Here is a 21,242-nt window from a genome sequence, read left to right on the forward strand (position 1 = left end):
GCTGCAGTAGTCCCGACGTTTGCCGCGAACGTGCTGCTATTGACCGACCTGAACGGGTCGCTTGCGAGCGAGGAATCCGCTCGCAAGACCACGTTTGAGGGCTGGGGGCATACTGTCACAACGCTGTGGGACGGGGCGTCCCAGGCAGCCTACGACTCCGCGATTGCGGCCGTCGACGTGGTGTACGTCCCCTATTCGGCAACGCCGGCTGATGTGTCGTACAAGCTGCGTCTGACCACCAAGGGCGTCGTCCACGAAGGGCTTGTCCAGTTCGATGACGAAATGGGCTGGACCGCTACGGATGGATCTTCTCCAAGTTCTGGGGTGTTGACGATCAATATCGCCAGCAACTCCCACAGCATCACATCGGGATTCGCACTGGGGAACACGGCCGTTTATAGCTCATCGACCGGGAGCTGGATCGCTACGATACCTGGATCGCTATCTCTAGGCGCCCAGGCCCTGGGAACACGATCCGGGACAAGCACCCCGTGCCTAGCGGTGCTAGACGTCGGCGCCGGGCTTGCCAACACCTACAGCGGAAATGGCATCGCAAGCGGCAGGCGCGTCCGACTTCCCTACGGCGGAGGCGCCTTTACTTGGTCGAACATCACGACCGCAGGGAAGTCCTTGGCCCAGAAAGCGATCGCCTGGGCCGCGACCGGCGGCAATCCGCTCCTGCTGCACTGGAAACTCGATGAAGCGAGCGGCACTACGTCTACCGACTCGTCAACGCACGCCCGCAACGGGTCCGTCGTGGGCACGGCGACCTGGGTCGCTGGGCGCAGGAACGGCGCCATCGACCTCAACAAGGCGACCAAGGTTCAAACCACCGGACTGCTCGGTAACCCAGCGAACTTCACCATCGCTTGCTGGGCCAATACAAGAACGTCCGACTCGAGCGGCGCAGAACTGGTGTCGATCGGCGACCACTTCGAGATTCTCAGCCACTATGCTCCGTACAATGCGCCTGTTGCCGCGTTCTGGAACGGCTCGAGCTACGTCGTCGTAAGTGCTTCGGGGGGCAACCGTGTCGGGACCGGCTGGCATCACTATGTTGTAACCTTCGACGACGCCACCGACCTGCTAAAAATCTACGTGGACGGGGCCCTTGTCGGGACCACGACAACGACATCGTCAATCTCGTTTGCCGGCAATGGCTCGAACTCCGTCGTAGGCGCCAACGGCTGGAACGACACGACGTTTGATCACGACGGCCCGATCGACGACGTGAGGGTGTACAACTACGCCCTATCGACGTCCGAAATTGCCGATGTCTACGGTCTAGTGGGTCACTGGAAGCTGAACGAGGGCGCGGGCTCTACACTGGCAGACTCCTCGCTAAAAGCGAATCACGCCTCCTTCAGCACGGGGGCGCCTACCTGGGTCTCGGGCATCCGCGGCTACGCGCTGAAGTTCGATGGCACAAACGACGCCGCGACCAGCGCTGTGTTCGATCCTCCTTCGACCGGCGCCGTCGCCTTCTGGATCCGCCGGGATTCTCAGCAGTCGGATCAGGAGAGGCCGTTTGGCCTAAGTGGAGAATGGGAAGCACGCCAAGAGACAAGCGGCGTCATGGCGTTCGATCTCGGAGCGTCGCCATACGTTGGACAGGAGTCTTTTCAGACTTCCGCGGTCGCCCCAGCCTTGGGCCAATGGAGCCATGTGGTGGCGCAGTACGACGCCACGAACGACAGCTGGCAGATCTACCTCGACGGGACGCTGCACCTCGCGGGCACGAACACCGCGGACATAGTCAAGCAGGCCGCGGCCACCCTGTCGTTTGGCGCACGGAACGGATCGCCCCAGCGATTTAAGGGCGCAATGGAGGACTTCCGTGTCTACAACCGATGGCTCCAACCCGACGAAATCGCCGAGCTGTCGGGTCTGATCGGGCACTGGAAGCTCAACGAGACCACCGGAACCACTGCCGGTGATTCCAGCCTCAACGCCCGCGCCGGCGTTCATACGAACGGCGTCGTGATCAACCAAGGCGGGCCCTATCCGGGCGCCGTGGCGGCCGACTTCGACGGGATCAACGACCGTGTCGCTATCCCGTCGGTCCGGTCAGACTTCTCCACGGGCTTCAGCGCCGCGATGTGGGTCCGGCCGTCTGCAGCGCCCGCCGGCGGGCAGTACTACGCGTTTTTGGACCTGAGCAACGGCGCCGACAACGACCAAGTCTGGCTCGGGTGGGTCAACACGGTCGGCTTTCAGCTCTACCTAACCGACACCAAGGACGGCAGCTCGCTCAAGACGATCGAAGACAACCACGAACTCGACGTCGACCGCTGGGTGCATTGTGTCGCCACGGTGGACGCTTCGGGTAACGCCACGCTCTACCGTGACGGAAAAGTCACCAAGAGCGGCTTCTACACAAGCTTGCCGTCGAACGTCACGCGAAGTCAGGTGACCCTGGGAACTTCTGCGTTCAACGACAACTTCCCGGGCAGACTTCAGGACGTTCGCCTCTACAATCGCAGGCTGACACCCGATGACGTCGCTAAGCTTTATGGCTTAGTCGGACAATGGAAGCTCGACGACACGACTGGCGCGACCGCAAACGACTCGTCGGGCATGTCTCGACACGGGACGATGCTAGGTTCGCCGGCGAAGGGTCAGTCTGGCCCGAAGGGATTGCTCGACGCCCTAGCGTTCGACGGCGTAGACGACGCAGTAATGCTGCCCCCCGTATCGGACTCCTTTTCCAACGGCGTCTCGATTGCCCTGTGGGCCCGGCCGACCACTACCGCATTCAACTCCCGGTTCTTTCAGCTAGCGGAGTGGACTAGCAAGCCTATCGAGCTTGGCAGGAACCAGGGAACCGGTTCTCTGCTCGGATTGGCCAATACCGGGCAGTCGCTCACTAGTTCGAATCAGATCATCAACGGCGTTTGGAGGCACTACGCGCTGACGGTCGATCGTACCGGCTGGGCGAGGCTCTACCGCGATGGCATCTTGATGGTGGAGGGGCAGCGGCAGCTCCCCCTTGCCGGCTCTCGCAGGTCCAACACGATCGGCGACAGCCAGTGGTCGGGCGACGCCTTGTTCATCGGCCGGATGCACGACGTACGCCTCTACAACCGCCCGATGTCGCCTGAAGAGGTCCGTACTCTCTTCTACGGCGCCTTCACCCCCGGCGCTCGGATCATCTCCTGGCAAGAGATCCGCTGACCCTTCTCGGGGCAAACCCCGCCGGGCGTCCCTTATCCACCGCCGCTGCTTGACCGCGGCGTAGCGCGACCTATGTTCCTCCGGGCGCTCCTTTGCCGCCCCGCCGTGCCTCTAACGCCTATGACGGTTGCAATGGTTGCCGCAGTCAAACAAGTGCTACTGATCGAAGAGGAGCCGACGCTCCGCGAGATCACTGCCTTCCGCTTGGAGCTCCTAGGTTATCAAGTCACGGCGCTCGAGTCGGCCGATGGGATCGTCGAACGCGTCTCCAACGACCGCCCCAACGCGGTCATTGTCGGGCACTTCCTCCAAGGGATAAGCGGGCTGGACGTGCTAGATCGGCTCAGCACCGACGTGCGCACCGCCGGCGCCCCGGTCATGTTCCTTTCTCCGAACTCGGACCTCGAGGACGTTCAGAAGGCGTTCACTGCCGGAGCCGACGAGTACCTCGTTACGCCGTTCGACCCGATGGTGCTTGAGAAAAAGATCAACCGTCTAACTACCGCCTGAACCGACCCCCTGGGCCTTCCCGCCCAGAACTCCCACCCACGTTGCTCTTGCCATGGCCCGTCTCGGCGACATCCTCATCCAGCGCGGCTTCATCACCGAAGCGCAGCTCGAGGCTGCGCTGGCCGCGCAGGGCTCCGAGCGGGGGATGCTTGGACAGATCCTGGTGAAGCGGGGCCTGGTCACCATCGACCACCTCGGCGAGGCGCTGGCGGAGCAGTACGGGGTGCCCTACCTCGACCTCGTGCCACAAGGCGTGAACCCCCAGGTCACCCGGCTGCTCCCCGAGTTGTTCGCCAGAGAACATCAATGTGTGCCGGTCGGGATCAGCGGCCGCGATCTGCAACTCGCCATGGTGGCGCCCGACGACATCGAGGCGATCTGCGAGACAGAGCTGATCACCGGGTACACCGTTGCCCCTGTGGTGGCGCTTCAGGGCCCCGTACAAGCGGCGCTGGACCGAGGCTTCGATGATCGCTTGGTGGCTCGGCAAACGATCGTCGACATGAAGATGGCCGACCTCGAGTCGAGCGAGCAACGGATCGAGCGATCGGAGATCACCGACGCGGCGCCCGAAGAAGAGCAGGCGCCGGTTGTGCGGCTTGTGCGCGCCATCCTGATGGGCGCCATCAATGCCAACACAAGCGACATCCACCTAGAACCGCACGCGCCCGAGATGCGTGTGCGGTACCGCGTGGACGGCGAGCTACAGAGCGTGATGACGATCCCAAACCACATCGAAGAAGCGGTCGTGGCGCGGATCAAGGTCATGGCGGATATGGACACGACCGAGAACCGCCGACCGCAAGATGGGCGGTTAGGCGTGCACGAAGAAGGCGCCAAGGTGAACTTCCGCGTCAGCACCATTCCGACCGTCGGCGGTGAGAAGGTGGTCATGCGGCTGCTGGACGAAGGGAACCGCATCTTCGAGCTCAATCACCTCGGCTTAATGCCGCGGGACTTGAAGACGATTCAGGGGATGATCGACAAACCCCACGGGATGATCGTGGTCACCGGACCTACCGGTTCCGGAAAGAGCACCACGATGTACGCCGTGCTTTCCAAACTTAACGCGGTGAGCCGGAACATCGTGACGGTCGAAGACCCGGTCGAGTACCGTCTGTCCGGCATCAATCAAGTCGCGTCGGACAACGAGCACGGACTGGGCTTCGCGAACGCGCTGAAATACATCATGCGTCAGGACCCCGATGTGATCATGGTCGGCGAAATCCGCGACCACGAAACCGCTTCGACGTCCATCCAGGCCGCCCTGACCGGACACCTGCTGATCAGCACCCTCCATACGAACGACGCGGTAGGAGCGGTGGCTCGCCTCAAAGACCTAGGCGTCGATCACTTCAAGATCAGCGGCGCGTTGGTCGGCTCGATCGCGCAACGTCTCCTTCGCTCCATATGCCGCGAATGCATCGAACCGGCCGAGTCGAACCCGACGATGCTCGCGTCGCTCACGAGGCAGCCGGAACGCTACTACGGCGAGGTCTTCTACCGTGGGCGCGGCTGCAAGAAGTGCCTGGGGACCGGCTATTCCGGCCGTCTCCCCGTGTTCGAGGTGATGTCGGTCACCCCGGCGGTGGCCGAAGCGATTGAGAAGGGAGTCCCCGCCTCGCGGATCCGAGAGATCGCCTCCGGGGAGGGGATGGTCGAACTCACCGACGCTGGCCTGGAACAAGCGGTTGCTGGGCGGACTACGCTCGAAGAAGTGTTCTACAAGACCTCGAGCTGAGGGCCTCGTACATGCGACAACGCAACAGCAAAGGGCTCTCGCCAATCAATGCGACCGCAGCCGCCGGCTCTCAACCCTTCGGAGTCGCGCGTCGCAGACAGGCGGCTCACAAGGGCGTAGCCACCCGCCTCTCTAATCGTGAGATCACTCAGGTCTTCACGAACCTCTCAACGTTGCTCGAAAATGGCGTGAGCCTCCCCAAAGCCCTTGGCGCCCTCGCCGAGGAGCGATCGCTCGAACGGTGCCGCGATATCCTCCTCGGCGTCAGGAAGCGGCTGGAGAGCGGCGACCTGTTTAGCACCGCGATCGGCGAGTACAAGTCGTGCTTCGACACGATGACCGTCAATCAAGTCAAGGTTGGCGAGCGCTCGGGGGCGCTCGGCGAAGCGCTCACAAACATTGCGCAACAGCGGCAGAAGGCCGGGAAGCTTCGTGGCGAAGTGATCAAGAAGCTCGCCTACCCCGTCATCCTCGTGCTCGTTGGCGCGGCGGTCATCACCTTCCTGCTGACCTACGTTGTCCCCGTCTTCGAAGAAACCTACAGCAATGCAAAGGTGCCGCTCCCTGGCGTTACCCAGGCGCTTATCCTGGTGGGAAGCATTGCTCGCAACTACGGCTGGATGGTCGTGCTAGCCGGGGTGGCCGGCGCATTGGGCGTCGCACAGCTCCGTCGTCGCGAGGACGCCGCGCGCGCGATCGACACACAGATGCTCAGGCTTCCTATCCTGGGACCCTGGCTGCGTGATATTGCGGTCCTTGAACTGATGAACGTCCTGGGGAACCTGATGGAGGCCGGCTTCACGTTGGCAGACGCCCTTTCGGAAGCGGCAGAATCGGTCAGCAACCGAGCGGTCAAGGGGAGCGTCAGAGATCTTCATCGAGCGGTCAATCAAGGTGAACGATTCAGCCGCGAAGTTGAGCGCCACAGCGAACTATTCCCACCCATGGTCAGCCAACTGGTCATCGTCGGCGAGCAGTCGGGCAAGCTTACCAAAGCAACGCAACACATCCGAGCGCATCTGCACGAAGAGATCGAGCGGAAGACCAACCTGTTTGTCGGCGTGATCGAGCCGGTGCTCACCATCTCGTTGGCCTCCGCGGTCGGCATGGTGCTCCTCGCGATTTACTTGCCGATGTTCGACATGATCAACGCGGTGGGCGGGCAATGAAGCTAGCAACGCGGCGCCAAGGGTTCTCAATCATCGAACTGCTGGCCGTCTTGACGATTTTAGGGGTTGTTGCGGCTATCGCGATTGAGCGCACCGGCCAGGTGCGCACCGTCGGGAACTCAGCGGCTTGCGGTTCAAGCCGGGGAGACATCGAGCTCCAATGCCAGATGTGGCGGCGGGCCCATGGGACGTTCCCGGCCAGCGATTTGAGCGACATCGGGGCTAGCACCCTCTACTTCCCCGGTGGGTTGCCAACCTGCCCGATTGACGGATCGCCCTACGCGATTGACTCGGACGGTCGGGTTGTAGGCCACAGCCACTGACAATTTTTTTGGCGGTTTGCCGGCGCGGCAGCAATGCAGACCTAGCCTTTCTTAAAGCCGAATTGGCAACCCAACTGCTCGGGGCGAAGTCCCTTGCAAGGCATCTGCTCGGTCCAGCGAAACAGGAAACTCAACCATGCGTGCCCAACCCAAACGTCGTAGTGCCTTCTCACTGATGGAGCTCTTGGCGGTCGTCACGATCCTCGGCATCATTGCCGCAATCGTGATCCCGCGCGTCACCGTGTCGTCGGACACCGCGAAGCAGAAGGTGAACGCCCACAACAAGGCGACCATCAACGCCTCGATCGAACGTTGGTACATCGAGAAGGGGAGCTGGCCGGCCACCTTGGCGGCGCTCGCCGCGGACACCAACTACTTCCCCGAAGGCATCCCGGTCAACCCGGTCACCGGCTCGGCGTACACGTTCAACGCCACCACCAAGCGCATCGAAGACTAGCCTGCGATGCAGCTCGCCACTTCGACTTGCGATCGCCGCGAGAACGCACGCCCGGAAGTCCCGCGGCGTGCGTTCACGCTCTTGGAGCTGCTGGTCGTCCTCACGATCGTGGGCGTCCTGAGCGGGATGGCCGCGGTGCGGTTCGGAGACGGCTTGCTCGGCCAGACATCGGCCGAAGGCTACGTCCGCCGGCTCGCCCTCGACCTCCGACAGACGCGCAGAACCGCGATCGCGACTGGCGACGTATGCCGGCTGGCGCTGTCCTCCACGGGCGGCGCCATCGTGTCCTACCGCATACTCCGCCAAGCAAGCGGGGGCGACGTTGCCGTTGACGAGGCGGTCGCAACGCCAGACGGCGTTGTCGTCGCTTCCGACTACGCCGCATGGAGCTTCGACTTCGACGGAGCGTTAACCGCCGCGAGTCCCAGCGGCTCACTACGCGTCGACGGCCCGAACTCCTACTGGGTCATCACCCTCTTCGGCGCCGGCGGATCGGTAGAAACCGCCCGCTATTTGCAGCCCTAATCGCGCCTTGCGGCGCGCGCCCGCGTGCTAGGTTTGAGTGCATTCCCGTGTACTCACAGACCCGCAACAGCATGCGCAAGCGTCTCGGCCTCCAACGCCCAATAGCATCGCCACGGCAGGCATACTCCCTGCTGGAGGTTGCGTTGGCGGTCGCCTTGGTCGGAGGAACGCTGGTCCCGGCCCTGCGGGTGGTCCGCGATGGGCTCGAGCTTAGCCGAACGACCGACCGGCACCAACTGCTGGCCAACTTCGCCGTTGCGAAGCTCGAGGAGCAACTGGGCGTGATCGCAACGACATGGACTTCGGGCCAAACGACGGGGAGCTTCACAGCCGAAGGGTTTGCATCGCTGCGGTACGTTGCGGTCCGCTCCGACTCGCCGGCCGACGGCGGGATCGCCTCGCGGCTCATGAATGTCACCGTCACGGTGTTCGACGACGCTAACACGAACGCAACGCTCGACGCCGGCGAACGAAACACCGTCTTCCGCACCAAAGTCGCAAGACTGGCAACTTATGTCGCCTCATAAGCAGATCAAGATCCGCCGCGGAGCGCTATCGCTCCTCGAGCTGATCACCGCAGCGGCCATTACTTCGTCGTTGATGACGGCGAGCTTGGTCGTGGTGCGCTCGAGCTACGAGGCGTGGCGCCTGCACGACGCAGAGGCCGAAGCCGCTGACCAGACCTACGCCGTTCTGCGGCACATCGTGCGGTCGCTCCGACAGGCGCAGGCCGTCACGGCCATCACGGGCCCAACCGATGACGCCGGCGAGATGTCCTTGATCAGCGTTTCCGGCGATCGAGTCGCATACATCCTTACCGGATCGGGGGTCGTCGAGTACTGGCTCAACAACGAGTCGACCAACACAAAACTGGCGCACGGCCTCACAGGCCTCACCTTCCAGGGTCTCGCGGCCGACGGCGTCAGCACGGCTCAATCGCCTGGCGACGTTCAGGCCGTCCGGATCCTCGCGGCGTACAACTCGGGGTTCGGTGAGGCCGGCCGAACGGTCACCTGCCTAGCATGGATGAGGAGCTGGTGAGATGCACCCGAAGAGACAGTCGGTCCGACGCGGCGGCGCGGCGCTCCTCATGGCGATCTTTACGATCTTCATGGTCAGCGTGCTTGCCGTTCACGTTCTTAGCACAGAGATGTCACAGCTCGCCACGGTGCGCAACGTGTTGGATTACGAGCGGGCCCTCTATCTCGCCAACGCCGGCGTCCATCACGCCTGCGCAGAGCTGGAGGCCAACTCGACCTGGCGAGGCACGGTCGCCGACGGTTCCTATCCGGCCAGCGGCGGGTACTCCGCAACCGCCGTCGATGGCATTGGAAGCCTCGTCGTTGTCACGAGCTCCGGCGTTTCCGGCTCGGTCACCCGAACGGTTCAGGCCACAATCGATCCCTAGGCCATTGCAATGAGCACATCGAATACAGATCGCCGTGGCCCAGACCGCAGGCATGCGGGGGAGCGGCGTCGACAGGCTGACAACCGTCACGTCTACCTCGAGCTGGGCCGCCAAGAGCTCAGAGCGCTGGTGATCGTCGAGCGCGGCGAAGGGCAGAAGGACATCGCCATAACCCGAACCGTCCGCTGGGGGGAAGAAGCAGAAGCCGCCGCTGAGTACAACTGGGCCGCACTTGCCCAGGCGGTCAAGCAGGTCACCCTGGAGCTTCGCCTCAACGGCGGCCGAGCGACCGTGCTGCTCCCGGGCCAGATGTGCGTCACGCGCGTCGCCACCGGTTCAAAGCAGTCGGTCGACCGCGAACTAAACCATCTCCGTGAGCGAACGCAGCTCTACCTTTCGCTTGGCGCCGGCCCCAAGGCGCTCGCGCTCGGGCGTTCGGACCTGGACGCACGCAACGAGCATGCGCTGCTCTCCGTAGCCAGCTCCCGCAACCTTCACGCCGTCATCGAAGCGGTAGAGGCCGGCGGTCTTGCGGTCGTAAGGATCGAATCTGCACTCGTGGCCTTAAGCCGCCTGCACTTAGAAACCGCGGAAGAGAGCGACGATCCGACAGTCCTGCTGCAGCTCGACCCGGTTGGCGTCGAGATCGGGCTGCTGCGCAACGGGCGCCTGCTGCTCGACTATCGTCCGAGCGGCGCCACGACGCCGACGGATTTGTTCCGGCTGCTCGATGAGCACCGCAATCGCCTGCTCCGCCTTTGCCAGAGGCAGGCGGGCCAGTCGAGCGCGACGCTCTCCCGCGTTCTAGCCACCGGGGATCCAGGAATCGTCGCGGCGGCTTCCAAGGCGGGCCGCACACGACCTTCGTGGAGTGTTTCCGCGATTGACGCGCAACCGATCGCGTCGGCGACGTGGGAGCTCAAAAGCGACGAGCTGGGCGCCGAGTTCGCCGCGCTCACGGGCGCGGCGCTGCCGAGCAACGCGCGGTTAGACGCCCTGCCCCGACCGAACCTAATGGACCAGATTATCGCAGACAGCCGGGCGCCGATGCGGCCGGTGCTGCTGCGTAGCCTCGCCCCGCTCGCGGCGACGCTGCTGGTATGGTTGACCTCTGCGCTGTTGCTGCAGGGGTACGAGTCTCGCGTTGACGGGCTGCGAGCCGAGCTGGCGGCGCTTGCGCCGCTGCAGACCCGCTCAACGCTCCTAAAGACGGAGCTCTTTGCGGCGGACGCGAAGCTCGCCCAACTCACCAGCCTGTCGGAGGCGGCTCCGACCCCTCAGTTGACGCTAGCACTCGAGCGCGTCGCGGGGTGCCTTCCCGGAGATGTGTGGCTCGATCAGGTTCACCTGGAAGGCACCGGCGACGCTATCGTCGGCGGCGCCAGCTACTCCGACTCGAGCGCCTACGACTTCGTTCGGTACCTACAGGAGGCCCCCGACCTCGACGAAGTGGCCCTCCGCGGCACCAGGCTGACCAATACTCCCGAAGGCCCCGCCACGAGCTTTGACGTCCACTTTCAGCTGGCGCCGGGCAAACCCGCCAACCCGGAGGCCGGGACATGAACATGAAAGACGACCTGCTTTACCGATTCTGCCAACACCCCCGACGCTGGGCAATCGTTATCACCGTTACATCGCTTGTGGGGCTTGCGATCCTCCTTCCACATGCCGATCACTACAGTGCGCTGGCAACCGAACAAGCAGAACTTACGGAACAACTGGACGAAGCCAGCCGCGTGGCGGGCGAACTCCCGAAGTACGAACAACTGCTAGCGTCAAAGCGGGAGCAGCTTGCCGCGATCGAAGCGCGGACCGTTCCGCAGTCGAACGTGGCGACGCTCCGAAAAGAAATCGTAGACCTCGTACGCAAGTCGGATTGTCAGGTGCTTCGCTTCAACGTGGGCGAGGCGCAACAGCGGGCTTGGCGGGAGGGCGACTCGCCGCTCCCCGATTCGATAGACGTCGCACCCTCGCCGGGGGCTGCGACCGGGTTCGTGCTTGAGACTCGGCCGGTCGCGGTGACCGTGAGTGGATCGACCGCAGCCGTGCGTTCGTTCCTAACGACCGTTGAGCAGCAGGGAAAGCTGCTCTACCCGAAACTGCTAGACCTACGTCCGACCGGTTCGAGCCGGAAGTCGGTAGAACTGACGATCGAGCTCTGGTACTTCGCGCTAGAGCGAGTCGGAAAAGTGTAATCCAATCAGCGTGACGCATCGATCGGGTCAAGGAGGGCCAATGATCGTCCTTCGCCACACCCGGCGTAAGGGAATCCGAACCGCGATCGCTGCGCTTGCGCTCGGCTGCGCCCTGTGCTGCTGCGCGGCGAAGGTAGCGGCCGAGCCCTCGACCGCGGTCGCCGACGCGCTCACCCGCCGCGGCGATCTGACGCTCCGCGACTCCTCCCTCGAGGGCGCGCTGTTCACCATCAGCGAGCTCTGGGGGATCAATATCGTTTCCGGCGAATCCCCCGGAACGGTAAACGGCGTTTTCAAGAACGCGCCGCTGGCGGACATCCTCGACGCCATCCTGCTCAGCAACGGCTACAGCTACCGCCCCGTGGGCGACAGCCTGGTAATTAGCAAGCTGGCGGACATGGGCCAGCTCAGCCCGTTCTTCACGTCCGCCACGATCCCGGTGATCCACGCCGAGGTCGCCGATGTGCTCGAGGGGGCTCAGATGCTGCTCACCCCCAAGGGTCAGGTGCGGACACTCCCGTCCGCCAACAGCCTGTTTGTGCTCGACTTCCCCGACCGAGTCGAGATGGTGCGCGACTTCGTCAAGAGCGTGGACGAAGCGGCCGCACGACGGCACTCGACCACCCCGGGCGCCGGGGGCCAGGGCCCCAGGGCGCTGGAGGTTGCGTACATGAAGACGCACTTCATCTCTGCAGAATCGGCCCGAGCGCCGATCGAGGCGCTGCTGGGGCCCGACGGCAAGGTCGCCGTGATGGCCGCGGAAGACCGCCTGCTCGTGATCGATTACCCCGAGATACTTCAGGTGGTGCAGGCCGCGCTCGAGCGGCTCGACCGCCCGCGGCCGCAGGTCAAGATCCGTGCGTTGATCTACGACATCAGCCTGTCCGACATCGAGCAGCTCGGCCTTAATTTTGGCGGCACGCAGGGGTTCGGCTGGAACGGCGACGGCGAGAAGACAAGCTTTTTCCGCGCCAACTCCGTCACCAAGGTCCCGTTCGCGGAGAGCGCTACCGGCAGCAGCTTCACGCTTGCTAGCCTCAGCCACTCGATCGACATCAACGCGGTAGCCGTGGCCTTGCAGAGCGCGGCCGACAGCCGGCTGTTGGCCGACCCCAACATCACCGTGATGGAGAACGAGCAGGCGTCGATTCAGAGCGTGCAGGAGATCCCCTACCAGCAGCTCCAACAGACCGCCGCGGGGGGCTCCATCGGCACCACGGCGTTCAAGCCGGCGGGCGTTGTGCTGCGGGTGACGCCGAAGATCGCCTACGACAACACGATCGAGATGCAGGTCGAGCCGGAGTTCAGCCGCCTCACCGGGTTCACCCCCGGCGACAACCAACCGATCATCGACAAGCGGGTCGCCAACACCACGGTCCGCGTCGCCAACCGACAGACGTTTGTGCTGGGCGGCCTGAGGCAGCGGAGCGACGTCGGCGACTTTCAGGGCGTGCCTGGCTTGAAGGACATCCGCTACTTCGGCCACCTGTTCCGGTCTCGCAAGACCGAGATCCGTGAGAGCGAGCTGGTCGTGTTCATCTCTCCAGAGATAACCGGCTACGAGTCGTGCCCGTCGCCCCGCGATCAGTTCGCCGCCGACGCCGTCGCCTGCCGCCTCGACCGCATCCCGCACGCCGAAGGGTGTCCGACGGGCTGCGTCGCTGGCTGCGAGCCCGGGTACGAGCCGCAGATCGGGACGCCGGCGCCCGTCGAGGCAAGCCCGCCGGACATCACGCCGATCCCCGAATACGTCGAGCCCCTGCCGGCGCCGCAAGGCCCGGAGCTGAACTACCCGGCGGAGGCGCGACGCCGGGCCGCATCGCAGGGCAAGCCCCTCCGGTTGCCGGCGCCCGATGGGTCGACCATCTCGGAACAACTCGCCCCGACCCGCGACAGCGACATGCGGCTGCGGCCCGACTTCGACTCGCGTTACCGGTCGACCGGCGGCGTCTACGCCTCGCAGCAGCGAGAGCTGCGGGGTGAGATGCCGGCCGAGAAGACGGCGGAAGCGGTGAAGGCCGAAGAGCAAGGGGGCCGTTTCTGGCAGTTCTGGAAGTAGCGGTTCGGCCGGTCGTAGCGGGGCTACGGGGCCGAAGCAGACCGGGCGTGGGGCCGCGTCCGCCGCGGGTCTGCCTCCGGCGGCGTACGTTTTTGGGCGGGAACCCTCTCCCGCTGCGTACCCGCGGAGCCCCATCGTGAACCCCCTGCTGCTAAGAAAAGTCCTGTGCTGGCCCGTGTGCGTCGCCTGCGCGGCGCTTGTCGGTTGCTCGGGCGGCACGGAGCAAGCCGCCACAGCGCCGGCAGAGACGGCCGTCGCGGTGGACGCCGCGCAGGCCTCCCCGGCCACGGAGGTCGCGGCGTCGCCGCCTCCCGCTCCCGCCGCGGCAGAGCCGTACGCGCCGCCGTTCGGAGACCGGGCCGACCTGTTCGCCCCGCCTACGCGCAGCCAAGCAGCGGTCCGAAGCGACGACGGTTCGGGCGAGTCGATCGAGCTGAAGGGGTTTGTCGATGTCGGCGGCCTGCACGCGGTGCTGGCCATCGGCGGCGTCGTGGCGCCGGTCCCCGCGGGGGCGGAGAAGTACGGCGTGCAAGTCATCTCTATCTCTCCCCCCACCGCGGTGCTTCAGCGCGGCCGGACCCGCTGGACCGCCTCGCTGCACTAACCGGGCGCCGGTTCGTCCCAGGGGCTCTTCGGCGCCTCGGCCGGGGCCGGGTTGAGCGCCGCCAGCTCGGCGAGCACCCGCTCTGGGGTCGCGGCGGCGCCCTGGTGCAGCTCCCGCCACGTGGGCCGGATGTTCAGCAGCACGGCGCAAGCCGCAGCGCTGCCGACCGCCGCGACGACTACGATCAACTCGTCGTCGCTGATCGCCCCCGCGCCCATCCCGCCGACGGTCCAGAACGGGTTGGTTAGCTGCAGGAACGAGTAGTCCAGGTAACGCAGCGACTGCATGTTGATCTGGATCAAGAACGGCGCCGCCGACCCGGCAAGCAGCAGCAGCAAGTGGATCAACACGCACGCCCCCGCGGTGACGGGGGTCACGGCGCGTGCCAGACCGATCAGCAGCTTGCCGACGCCAAGATAGGCCGCCACGTACGAAATGGCGACCAGCAGCATGACGATGGTGTAGATGTCGACACTCTGGCTGTGGTACAGCATCATCCCCAGCGCGGTCGCCATAACGATCGCCAGGTTGCTCAGCACGAAGAAGTAGCCGGTCCCCGGCCCCGGCGTGAGCCACGCGCCGAACGTCCGGCCCAGGCCGGTGGTGGGCAGCGAGCGTCGCACGCGGCTCGAGAGCACCGGCGACTCGCTGGTGAGCATGGCGCCCCCGATCCACCAGTAGCAGCAGGCGAGGACCCCCATCGCCTGGGCCACGTCGTCGTCCATCCCGCTCGCACCCCACAGGCAGACCATCCACCCCAGGTAGAAGGCATGCTGCACCGAAGCCGCCACGCGCAGCGCCGTGCTGCGGTTCGAGCTGGGAAAGGAATTGAGCGCCACCGCGCCGAAGTACAGGATGGCGAAACTCGTGGCGAAGGTGGTCGCCGAGTAGGCGATCATCGTCCCGAGGCCTTCTTCGGGAACCATGCCGCCAAACTGCACCAGCGAGGCCCCCAACACAGAGCCGCCCCAGAAATTGCTGAACAAGATCCCGATCAAGATGATCGAGATAAATACCTGGGAGAACTTCTGCCGGAACGCGGACGCCAGGAAGATGCCCACCATCGACAGCCCAAGCGAGTTGAGCACCGCGTAGGCCAGCAGCATCACGATCGTCATCACGTCGACGCCGCGCAACAGGTAGGTAAACGCCAAGCAGGGCGCCAGCGCCGAAAAGTAGATCCCTACCTGCACCGCCGCGCTGGCCAGCTTGCCCTGCACCACCTGCGCCGGCGAGAGGGTCGAGACGGTCAGCAGGTCTCGGGTGTTCTCGTCCTGCTCGGCCGCCACGGAGCGGAAGGCCGCGAAGGGGGCCACCACCAGCAGTGGGAACAACAGCACGCAGTAGTAGGCGCTGAACAGCACGCCCCCGGCCGCGCCGTAGCGGACGCCGGGCCCCAACAACGCGACCCCGCCGATGGTCACCACCCAACAGCCGACCAGCAGCAACAAGAACCACAGCGTGAACTGCCGGCTCTTGAGGGCCTGGCGGGTCTCTTTGACGACCAGCGGGTTGAGGCAGTCACTGGCCCACTCGGTGAACGCGTCCACGCGCCCCGCCCACGCCTTCCAGCGCGAACCGGGGGCGGCTGCCGGGGGGTCGATCGGCGTGTCGAGGGCGGCTTGGCTCACGGGCGGCTGGTCGGTGGGGTGATAGTTTTGTCTGCTGTCCACTCGTTCGGGAGGTTCGTTTTCGGACAAAACCCCTACCCCGAACCCGGTTTCCCCGGGGTTTTCGCTCGTTGCTTCGACCCATCACGGTGCCGAACTGGTCTTTGGGCTCGCTCAGCGGACATCAGGTGGACAAAACCCCCGTCCAATCGCCGCCTAGCGGACACCTGCGGGACAAAACCCCGCGCTCCCCGGAAACCCACTTCGACGAAAACGAGCCCGACCCCGCATTCTCGCGGACCGCGTGGCTATTTGCTACCGAAAACCGGGTCCTCCGCTTTGCTTTACCGTGGGGTCACTCCCGTCATAGCCTTCCGGGTCCCTGCGCGTGGCGGCGCCGACCCCGGGTCGGCGGCTACTGGATCCTTCCTTTGGTGACCTCCAAGAACACGTCTTCGAGCGACTTGGTCTTGCAGGTGAACTCGATCACCCGGAAGCCGGCGCCGATCAGTTGGGCCAGCAGGTCGGCCTGAGCCGCCTCGTCGCCGGCGTGGCGGAAGGAGACCCGCTCGCCGTTGACCGCCAGCTCTTCGAGGTGGTCGTGCTGCGACAGCCACTCCCCCGCGGCGGCGGCGCCCCCCAGCACGCGGAGCCGCACCTGGCTGGTGGCCTCAAACTGGCCCGAGATCTCGTCGACCGTGCCGACGGCCAGCAGCCGCCCCTGCTCGATGATGCCGACGCGGTCGCACATCTCGGCCAGCTCGGTGAGGATGTGCGAGCTCACCAGCACCGCCTTGCCCAGGTCGGCCAGGCGGCCGATCATCTCGCGCAGCTCGATCCGGGCGCGGGGGTCGAGGCCCGCGGCCGGCTCGTCGAGCACCATCACCGACGGGTCGTGGATCATGGTCCTGCCCAGGCAGAGCCGTTGCTTCATCCCCTTGCTGAGCCCGTCCATCGGCTTCTTGGCCAGCACGTCGAGCCCGGTGAAGTCCATCGCGAACGAGATCGCCCGCCGCCGGTCGGCGCCGCGCAGGCCGTAGGCGCGGGCGAAGAAGTCGAGGTACTCGCGGACGTTCACGTTCTGGTAGGCGCCGTAGTAGTCCGGCATGAACCCAAGCCGGCGGCGGACGTGCTCCGGGTCGTCGATCACGCTGAAGCCGTCGACCCGGGCGTCGCCCCAGGTAGGCTCATCCAGCGTGGCGAGGATCTTCATGCTGGTGGTCTTGCCGGCCCCGTTGGGGCCGATGTAGCCGAACACCTCGCCGGCGTGCACGGTGAACGACACGCCGTTCACCGCGTGCGTATCGCCGAACACGCGGTGCACGCCGCGGAGCTCGATCTTTGGCTCGTCGTTGGGGATTTGGATCATTGCAAAGCTTTCAGCGTTCAGCTTTCAGCGTTCAGCTTTTTCGGGCTTTGGGATGTTTGATGGTCGTGGGGTGCGATCCAGGGCAAGCGGAATCGCTGGTTCGGCGGTTCAAGCGGGTCAGCCGTAGCAGTGCGACCGAGTCTTCGGCTCTATCCCGCCCGACTACTGACTACTGACTACTGACTACTGACTACTGATCGCTGATCGCTGATCGCTGATCGCTGATCGCTTTTCTCACCACTCGCCCACCGTGACGTGCATGCTGGCTTGTTCGTCGGCCCCCTGGAGCCCCATCGGCGCCAATGGGCTGGTCGCCGAGATGGCGACGAACGATCCGGGGGGGATTTCTGTGTTCGAGCCGTCCGCCCCGCGCAGGGCAGAGATGATCGTGTTCATCCGGTTGGTGCTGAGCTGCGGGTCGATGCCGGCGTAGCTGCGGCGCCCGCCGTACATCCGCCGGCGTTGGCTCGCCGTTTCGCCCAGGAACGAACGGTCGTCGAGGCCGGGGGGTGGTTCGGGGGCCTGCTTGCCGGTCTGGTCGCGGATGGCGCCGACCGCGAAGGAGCGCGTCGTCGCAGCGAGCGCTACGGTTTCGTCCGCCGGGCACCCTTGGGCCATCCAGTAGGCGCCTGCCGAATCACGCGCGACCAATAGTTGCAGGTCGGCGCCCAACGCGTTGGCGGCCAGCAGCCCCTTCGCGCTGGGGCGGATGCTGATCCGCTGCTTGGCGTCGCGCGCCGTGACCGCCAGCATCTGGATGGGGGTGCGCGCTTGCAGCCAGCCGCGCGAGAGCCGCTGGGAGTCGGGGGTCATCTCGACGTGGCGGTCTGCGGCGGGCGACCCGCCGAACATATTCTCGTCCCAATCTGCAGAGATGGGGTAACAGGCGGTCGACTCGGGGAACGCGAGCCCCCCGCCGGGCGTCAGGCCCGCGTAGTAGCTCATACGGGCCCAGGTGATCGCCTCGCCCCGCTGCTGATCGAGCATGGTCAGGCTGCGGACCCGCACGCGGGCGCCCAGCCCGTCGGCCACCACGGCGTAGGTGAGCAGGCCCACGGTGAACAGCGCCGCGAGCGCGGGTACCGTGATCACCAACAAGTGCAGCCGGCCGTAGGCGCTCAGCAGCCAGTAGTTGAGCGGGCCGATCACCACCACGAACAGCGTGAGCAGCACGCGGAACAGCGTGACCGGGGCGGCCCCGACGCCGGGGATCAGCCAGTCGGAAAACTCGTCGACGCTGCGCGCGGGGTCGAACCCGTGCCGCTGCACCCAACTGCGCTGCACCAAGAACGCGGCGAGCGGGCTGACCTGGACCCCCGAGTTGCGCCTCGATCGGGCCGGCCAGACGGGGGACTCGAAGCCAGCGGGAAGCGCCAGCACGCAGCCGAAGCCGGCGTCGAGCAGCCGGGCGTCGCTCGGGGCGGATTGGTTGGGAGCGCTGCGGAGCTGTTGGAGAACCGAATCGGGGTCGTAGAAAGACGACGCGTCAAAATCGACCGGCCCGGGGAGCTCGAGCGCCCGCCACGGGGCATCGGAAGGCGCGGCCCGTGTGCGGATGAACCCCGCCACCGCGTCGCGCTTGGCGTCTTCTGCGCCGCAGCCCTCGACAATGAGCTGGCCACCCGCCTGCACCCAGCGCCTCAGGGCAACGGCCTGCTGCGAATCTTTCAGGCCGACCAGATTGTCAAAGCCGATCACGACCGAATCGAAGCAGCTCAGCCGGCGCCAAGTCGCGGGGAGCGGACCGCCGATCGACTGGACGATGTTGGGCCCCTGCTGGGGGCCCTGCTGGGGGCCCATCGCGGCGCCCGCGCTGTTCAGCGGCGCCTCGTCGTACCCCTGCTGATCTGGGTCGGCGTACAGCACGTTCCAGAGCGCCTGGTTGGTCACCGCGTGCCCTGCAAAGCTGTCGAGGCGGACCGAAAGGTCTCGGTCGTGCCGGCCGTTCACCCACACGTCCCAGTGCACGAAGTTCCACACCGCGTACTGCGGCACGTCGATCACAAACTCGGCCTTCGCCGCGCCGGCGGGGAAATCGTACTCCTGCTCTACCGTGATGGTCTGCTGGCTGTTGTTGTAGCTGCGGGCGCTAAAGCGTAGCGCGATCCGTAGCGGCGACGCCACCGGCGTGGGGTTGGTGAGCGTAAGGCGGACGGGGCGGTAGCCGAAGCCCTCGACCCAGGTGGTGTCAAGCGACAGCTTCAGCCCGCTGGTGGGCGAGGCGCCCAGGGCGGTCGCCCTGCCCTGCTCCGGCAGGTTGAACACCTGCCCCCCGCCAAGACATGGCCCGGCCCCGATGAACAACAGGGCAGCGACGGCCAAAGGCCACGCGCCGGCGGTGATGCGGCTTCTCACGCGGCGGGTTCCCCCTGCGGACCGGCGGGGTCTGCCAGAGGGGCGTCCGGGTCCCCCAGCGAGCCGGCGGGTCGCCGGCCGGCAGGGAGCCGTTCCGCGGTCCGCATCACTTGGCTGAGCGCGGTGAACGCCAAGTAGCTAGCGGCGAGCACAACCGGAGTGACCAGCACGAACCCCAGCCCGACGAGCAGCCCGATGGCCCAAAACTCTTGCCGGCTCGCCGCGGCGACCAGCACCAGCAGCAGCGACACGACCGGCAACGCGAGCAGGGCCGTGCGGATGCTGAATCGGAACGAAGGCATGGCCCGATTCTCGCAGATTGCCCGTGAGATGCAACAAACGTGGGGCGGAAACGGCTAACCACCAAGGACACCAAGGGACACGAAGGACGGCCGCAAGAAAGAATAGGGCAGGTGTCGGCGATGAGCTCGTTGAGGAGCGCGGACAATTTCCATCGAGTTTTCTATCCCTTTCGATCCGCTTTCTCCGCGATCATCCGCGTCCGAATCTTGCTTATCTTCTTTTCTTTCTCTTGCGTCCTTTGTGTTCCTTCATGTCCTTCGTGGTTCAACCTTTCTCGGCGCCAAACGAGACACGCTCGCCGCTGCGGGCGGCGGCAACCAGTTCGCCGGCGCGGAACGAGCTACGCACCAGCGGGCCCGCGGCGACGCCGCCGAAGCCGAGGTCGTAGGCCGCCTCGGTCCACTGGGCGAACGTGTCGGGGTGGACGTAGCGCTCGACCGGCACGAACCGCTCGCCGGGGCGGCCCGGGGCCAGGTATTGGCCCAGGGTCAGCAGGCTGACCCCCGCGCCGCGGAGCAGGCGCATCGCGTCGATCACCTCGTCGTCTGTTTCGCCCAAGCCGACCATGATGCTGCTCTTGGTCAGCAGGTCGGGGCGGAGCCGACCCGCTTCGGCCAGCATCCGCAGGCTCAGGTCGAACGAGGCCCGCGGGTCGCGGACGTGGCGGTCGAGCCGCGGCACGCACTCGACGTTGTGGGCGTACACCTGCAGCGGGGCGCCGTCGAGCAGCGCCGCCAGCGCCGCGAAGTCGCCGGCCAAGTCGCTCCCCAGCAGCTCGATGCCGACCATGGGCAGCCGGCGGTGGATGGCGTCGACGCACGCGCGGTAGTGCCCGGCCCCGCCGTCGAGAAGATCATCGCGGTTGACGACAGTGATCACCACAAAGTCGAGCCCCATCCGCTGGACCGCGTCGGCGAGCCGCTCGGGCTCCTGGGCCTCGGGGGGCTCGGGCGCTTTGAGCGTTTGGACCGAGCAGAACCGGCAGCCGCGGGTGCACTCCTTGCCGGCGACCATGAAGGTGGCGGTCCCCCGCCCCCAGCAGTCGTGCAGGTTGGGGCAGCGGGCCTCTTCGCACACGGTGTGCAGCGCGCCGGTCTCGACCGCGCCGGCGGTCTTGTTGTAGATCGCTAGCGCGCTGTTGGCGGGCAAATCCCGCCGCAGCCACTCGGGCAGGCGGGGACGGGTGGGCTTATTGGGGGCGAGGTTTTCCACGTAGGCATGCTACGAACCAACCGGCCGACTGACAATCCGATGGACGGACGGCCAACCACGTAGGACACTAAGGAACACACAGGACGGGCGGAAGAATAGGACGCCGATGATCGCAGATTGACGGGATTCTACAGATCCGCGTCGCCGCTTCCACAATCCGTTCTTAATCCGCTGAATCCGCGGCAATCTGCGTCCTATTCTTCCGTCCTGCTCCTTCCTTTCTTGGTG

The 21,242-nt window shown here is 65.5% G+C and carries 19 protein-coding genes; 14 read left to right on the forward strand and 5 right to left on the reverse strand.

What is annotated here, in order from left to right; all coding sequences use genetic code 11:
* Positions 1-30 precede the first annotated feature (30 nt).
* The 14 genes from Pla175_RS16280 (at position 31) to Pla175_RS16345 (ending at position 14,165) form a co-directional block, all read left to right on the forward strand.
* Entirely contained in the window at positions 31-3,174 is a 3,144-nt protein-coding gene (locus Pla175_RS16280) for a LamG domain-containing protein (RefSeq protein ID WP_197526909.1), read from the forward strand.
* A gap of 132 nt (positions 3,175-3,306) precedes the next feature.
* The gene (locus tag Pla175_RS16285; RefSeq protein WP_197526910.1) at positions 3,307-3,684 is read left to right on the forward strand and encodes a response regulator; all 378 of its coding nucleotides are present in this window, start codon (positions 3,307-3,309) and stop codon (positions 3,682-3,684) included.
* Positions 3,685-3,736: 52 nt separating this feature from the next.
* On the forward strand, positions 3,737-5,425 hold the full coding sequence (locus tag Pla175_RS16290; protein WP_231953938.1) for a GspE/PulE family protein: 1,689 nt from the start codon (positions 3,737-3,739) through the stop codon (positions 5,423-5,425).
* Between the two features lie 11 nt (positions 5,426-5,436).
* A complete protein-coding gene (locus Pla175_RS16295; protein WP_145287319.1) occupies positions 5,437-6,594 on the forward strand; it encodes a type II secretion system F family protein in 1,158 nt (385 codons plus the stop codon).
* Complete coding sequence (locus tag Pla175_RS27185) at positions 6,591-6,917, forward strand: competence type IV pilus major pilin ComGC (RefSeq protein WP_145287322.1); 327 nt, start codon at positions 6,591-6,593, stop codon at positions 6,915-6,917. The genes Pla175_RS16295 and Pla175_RS27185 overlap by 4 nt, the downstream gene beginning before the upstream one ends.
* A 136-nt stretch (positions 6,918-7,053) precedes the next feature.
* Positions 7,054-7,374: a type II secretion system protein gene (locus Pla175_RS16305; protein ID WP_145287325.1), complete on the forward strand. Its 321-nt coding sequence runs from the start codon at positions 7,054-7,056 to the stop codon at positions 7,372-7,374.
* Positions 7,375-7,380: 6 nt separating this feature from the next.
* Positions 7,381-7,899, forward strand: a complete 519-nt coding sequence (locus Pla175_RS16310; RefSeq protein ID WP_145287328.1) for a GspH/FimT family pseudopilin — start codon at positions 7,381-7,383, stop codon at positions 7,897-7,899.
* Positions 7,900-7,970: 71 nt separating this feature from the next.
* Complete coding sequence (locus Pla175_RS16315; protein WP_145287332.1) at positions 7,971-8,426, forward strand: hypothetical protein; 456 nt, start codon at positions 7,971-7,973, stop codon at positions 8,424-8,426.
* Positions 8,413-8,940, forward strand: a complete 528-nt coding sequence (locus tag Pla175_RS16320) for a hypothetical protein (protein ID WP_145287336.1) — start codon at positions 8,413-8,415, stop codon at positions 8,938-8,940. The genes Pla175_RS16315 and Pla175_RS16320 overlap by 14 nt, the downstream gene beginning before the upstream one ends.
* 1 nt (position 8,941) lies before the next feature.
* A complete protein-coding gene (locus tag Pla175_RS16325; protein ID WP_145287339.1) occupies positions 8,942-9,307 on the forward strand; it encodes a hypothetical protein in 366 nt (121 codons plus the stop codon).
* 9 nt (positions 9,308-9,316) lie between these two features.
* Positions 9,317-10,870 (forward strand): PilN domain-containing protein, encoded by a 1,554-nt coding sequence (locus Pla175_RS16330; RefSeq protein WP_145287342.1) that lies wholly within the window; start codon positions 9,317-9,319, stop codon positions 10,868-10,870.
* Positions 10,867-11,502: a hypothetical protein gene (locus tag Pla175_RS16335; RefSeq protein ID WP_145287345.1), complete on the forward strand. Its 636-nt coding sequence runs from the start codon at positions 10,867-10,869 to the stop codon at positions 11,500-11,502. Before Pla175_RS16330 ends, Pla175_RS16335 begins: the two co-directional genes overlap by 4 nt.
* A gap of 40 nt (positions 11,503-11,542) precedes the next feature.
* The gene (locus tag Pla175_RS16340; RefSeq protein WP_145287348.1) at positions 11,543-13,561 is read left to right on the forward strand and encodes a secretin N-terminal domain-containing protein; all 2,019 of its coding nucleotides are present in this window, start codon (positions 11,543-11,545) and stop codon (positions 13,559-13,561) included.
* 136 nt (positions 13,562-13,697) lie between these two features.
* On the forward strand, positions 13,698-14,165 hold the full coding sequence (locus Pla175_RS16345) for a hypothetical protein (protein ID WP_145287353.1): 468 nt from the start codon (positions 13,698-13,700) through the stop codon (positions 14,163-14,165).
* Here Pla175_RS16345 and Pla175_RS16350 read toward each other — a convergent pair.
* The 5 genes from Pla175_RS16350 to lipA form a co-directional block, all read right to left on the reverse strand.
* Positions 14,162-15,796, reverse strand: coding sequence for a hypothetical protein (locus Pla175_RS16350; protein ID WP_145287356.1), 1,635 nt, complete (start codon positions 15,794-15,796; stop codon positions 14,162-14,164). The genes Pla175_RS16345 and Pla175_RS16350 overlap by 4 nt on opposite strands.
* A gap of 394 nt (positions 15,797-16,190) precedes the next feature.
* Positions 16,191-17,144, reverse strand: coding sequence for an ABC transporter ATP-binding protein (locus Pla175_RS16355; RefSeq protein ID WP_145287359.1), 954 nt, complete (start codon positions 17,142-17,144; stop codon positions 16,191-16,193).
* A gap of 234 nt (positions 17,145-17,378) precedes the next feature.
* Complete coding sequence (locus tag Pla175_RS16360) at positions 17,379-19,499, reverse strand: hypothetical protein (RefSeq protein WP_145287362.1); 2,121 nt, start codon at positions 19,497-19,499, stop codon at positions 17,379-17,381.
* Positions 19,496-19,801 carry a hypothetical protein gene (locus Pla175_RS16365; protein WP_145287365.1) on the reverse strand — a complete coding sequence of 102 codons (306 nt, stop codon included), beginning with the start codon at positions 19,799-19,801 and terminating at the stop codon, positions 19,496-19,498. Before Pla175_RS16365 ends, Pla175_RS16360 begins: the two co-directional genes overlap by 4 nt.
* A 265-nt stretch (positions 19,802-20,066) precedes the next feature.
* On the reverse strand, positions 20,067-21,014 hold the full coding sequence (gene lipA, locus Pla175_RS16370) for a lipoyl synthase (RefSeq protein ID WP_145287368.1): 948 nt from the start codon (positions 21,012-21,014) through the stop codon (positions 20,067-20,069).
* Positions 21,015-21,242 lie beyond the last annotated feature (228 nt).

The sequence above is a fragment of the Pirellulimonas nuda genome, assembly GCF_007750855.1.
GTDB classification, from domain to species: domain Bacteria; phylum Planctomycetota; class Planctomycetia; order Pirellulales; family Lacipirellulaceae; genus Pirellulimonas; species Pirellulimonas nuda.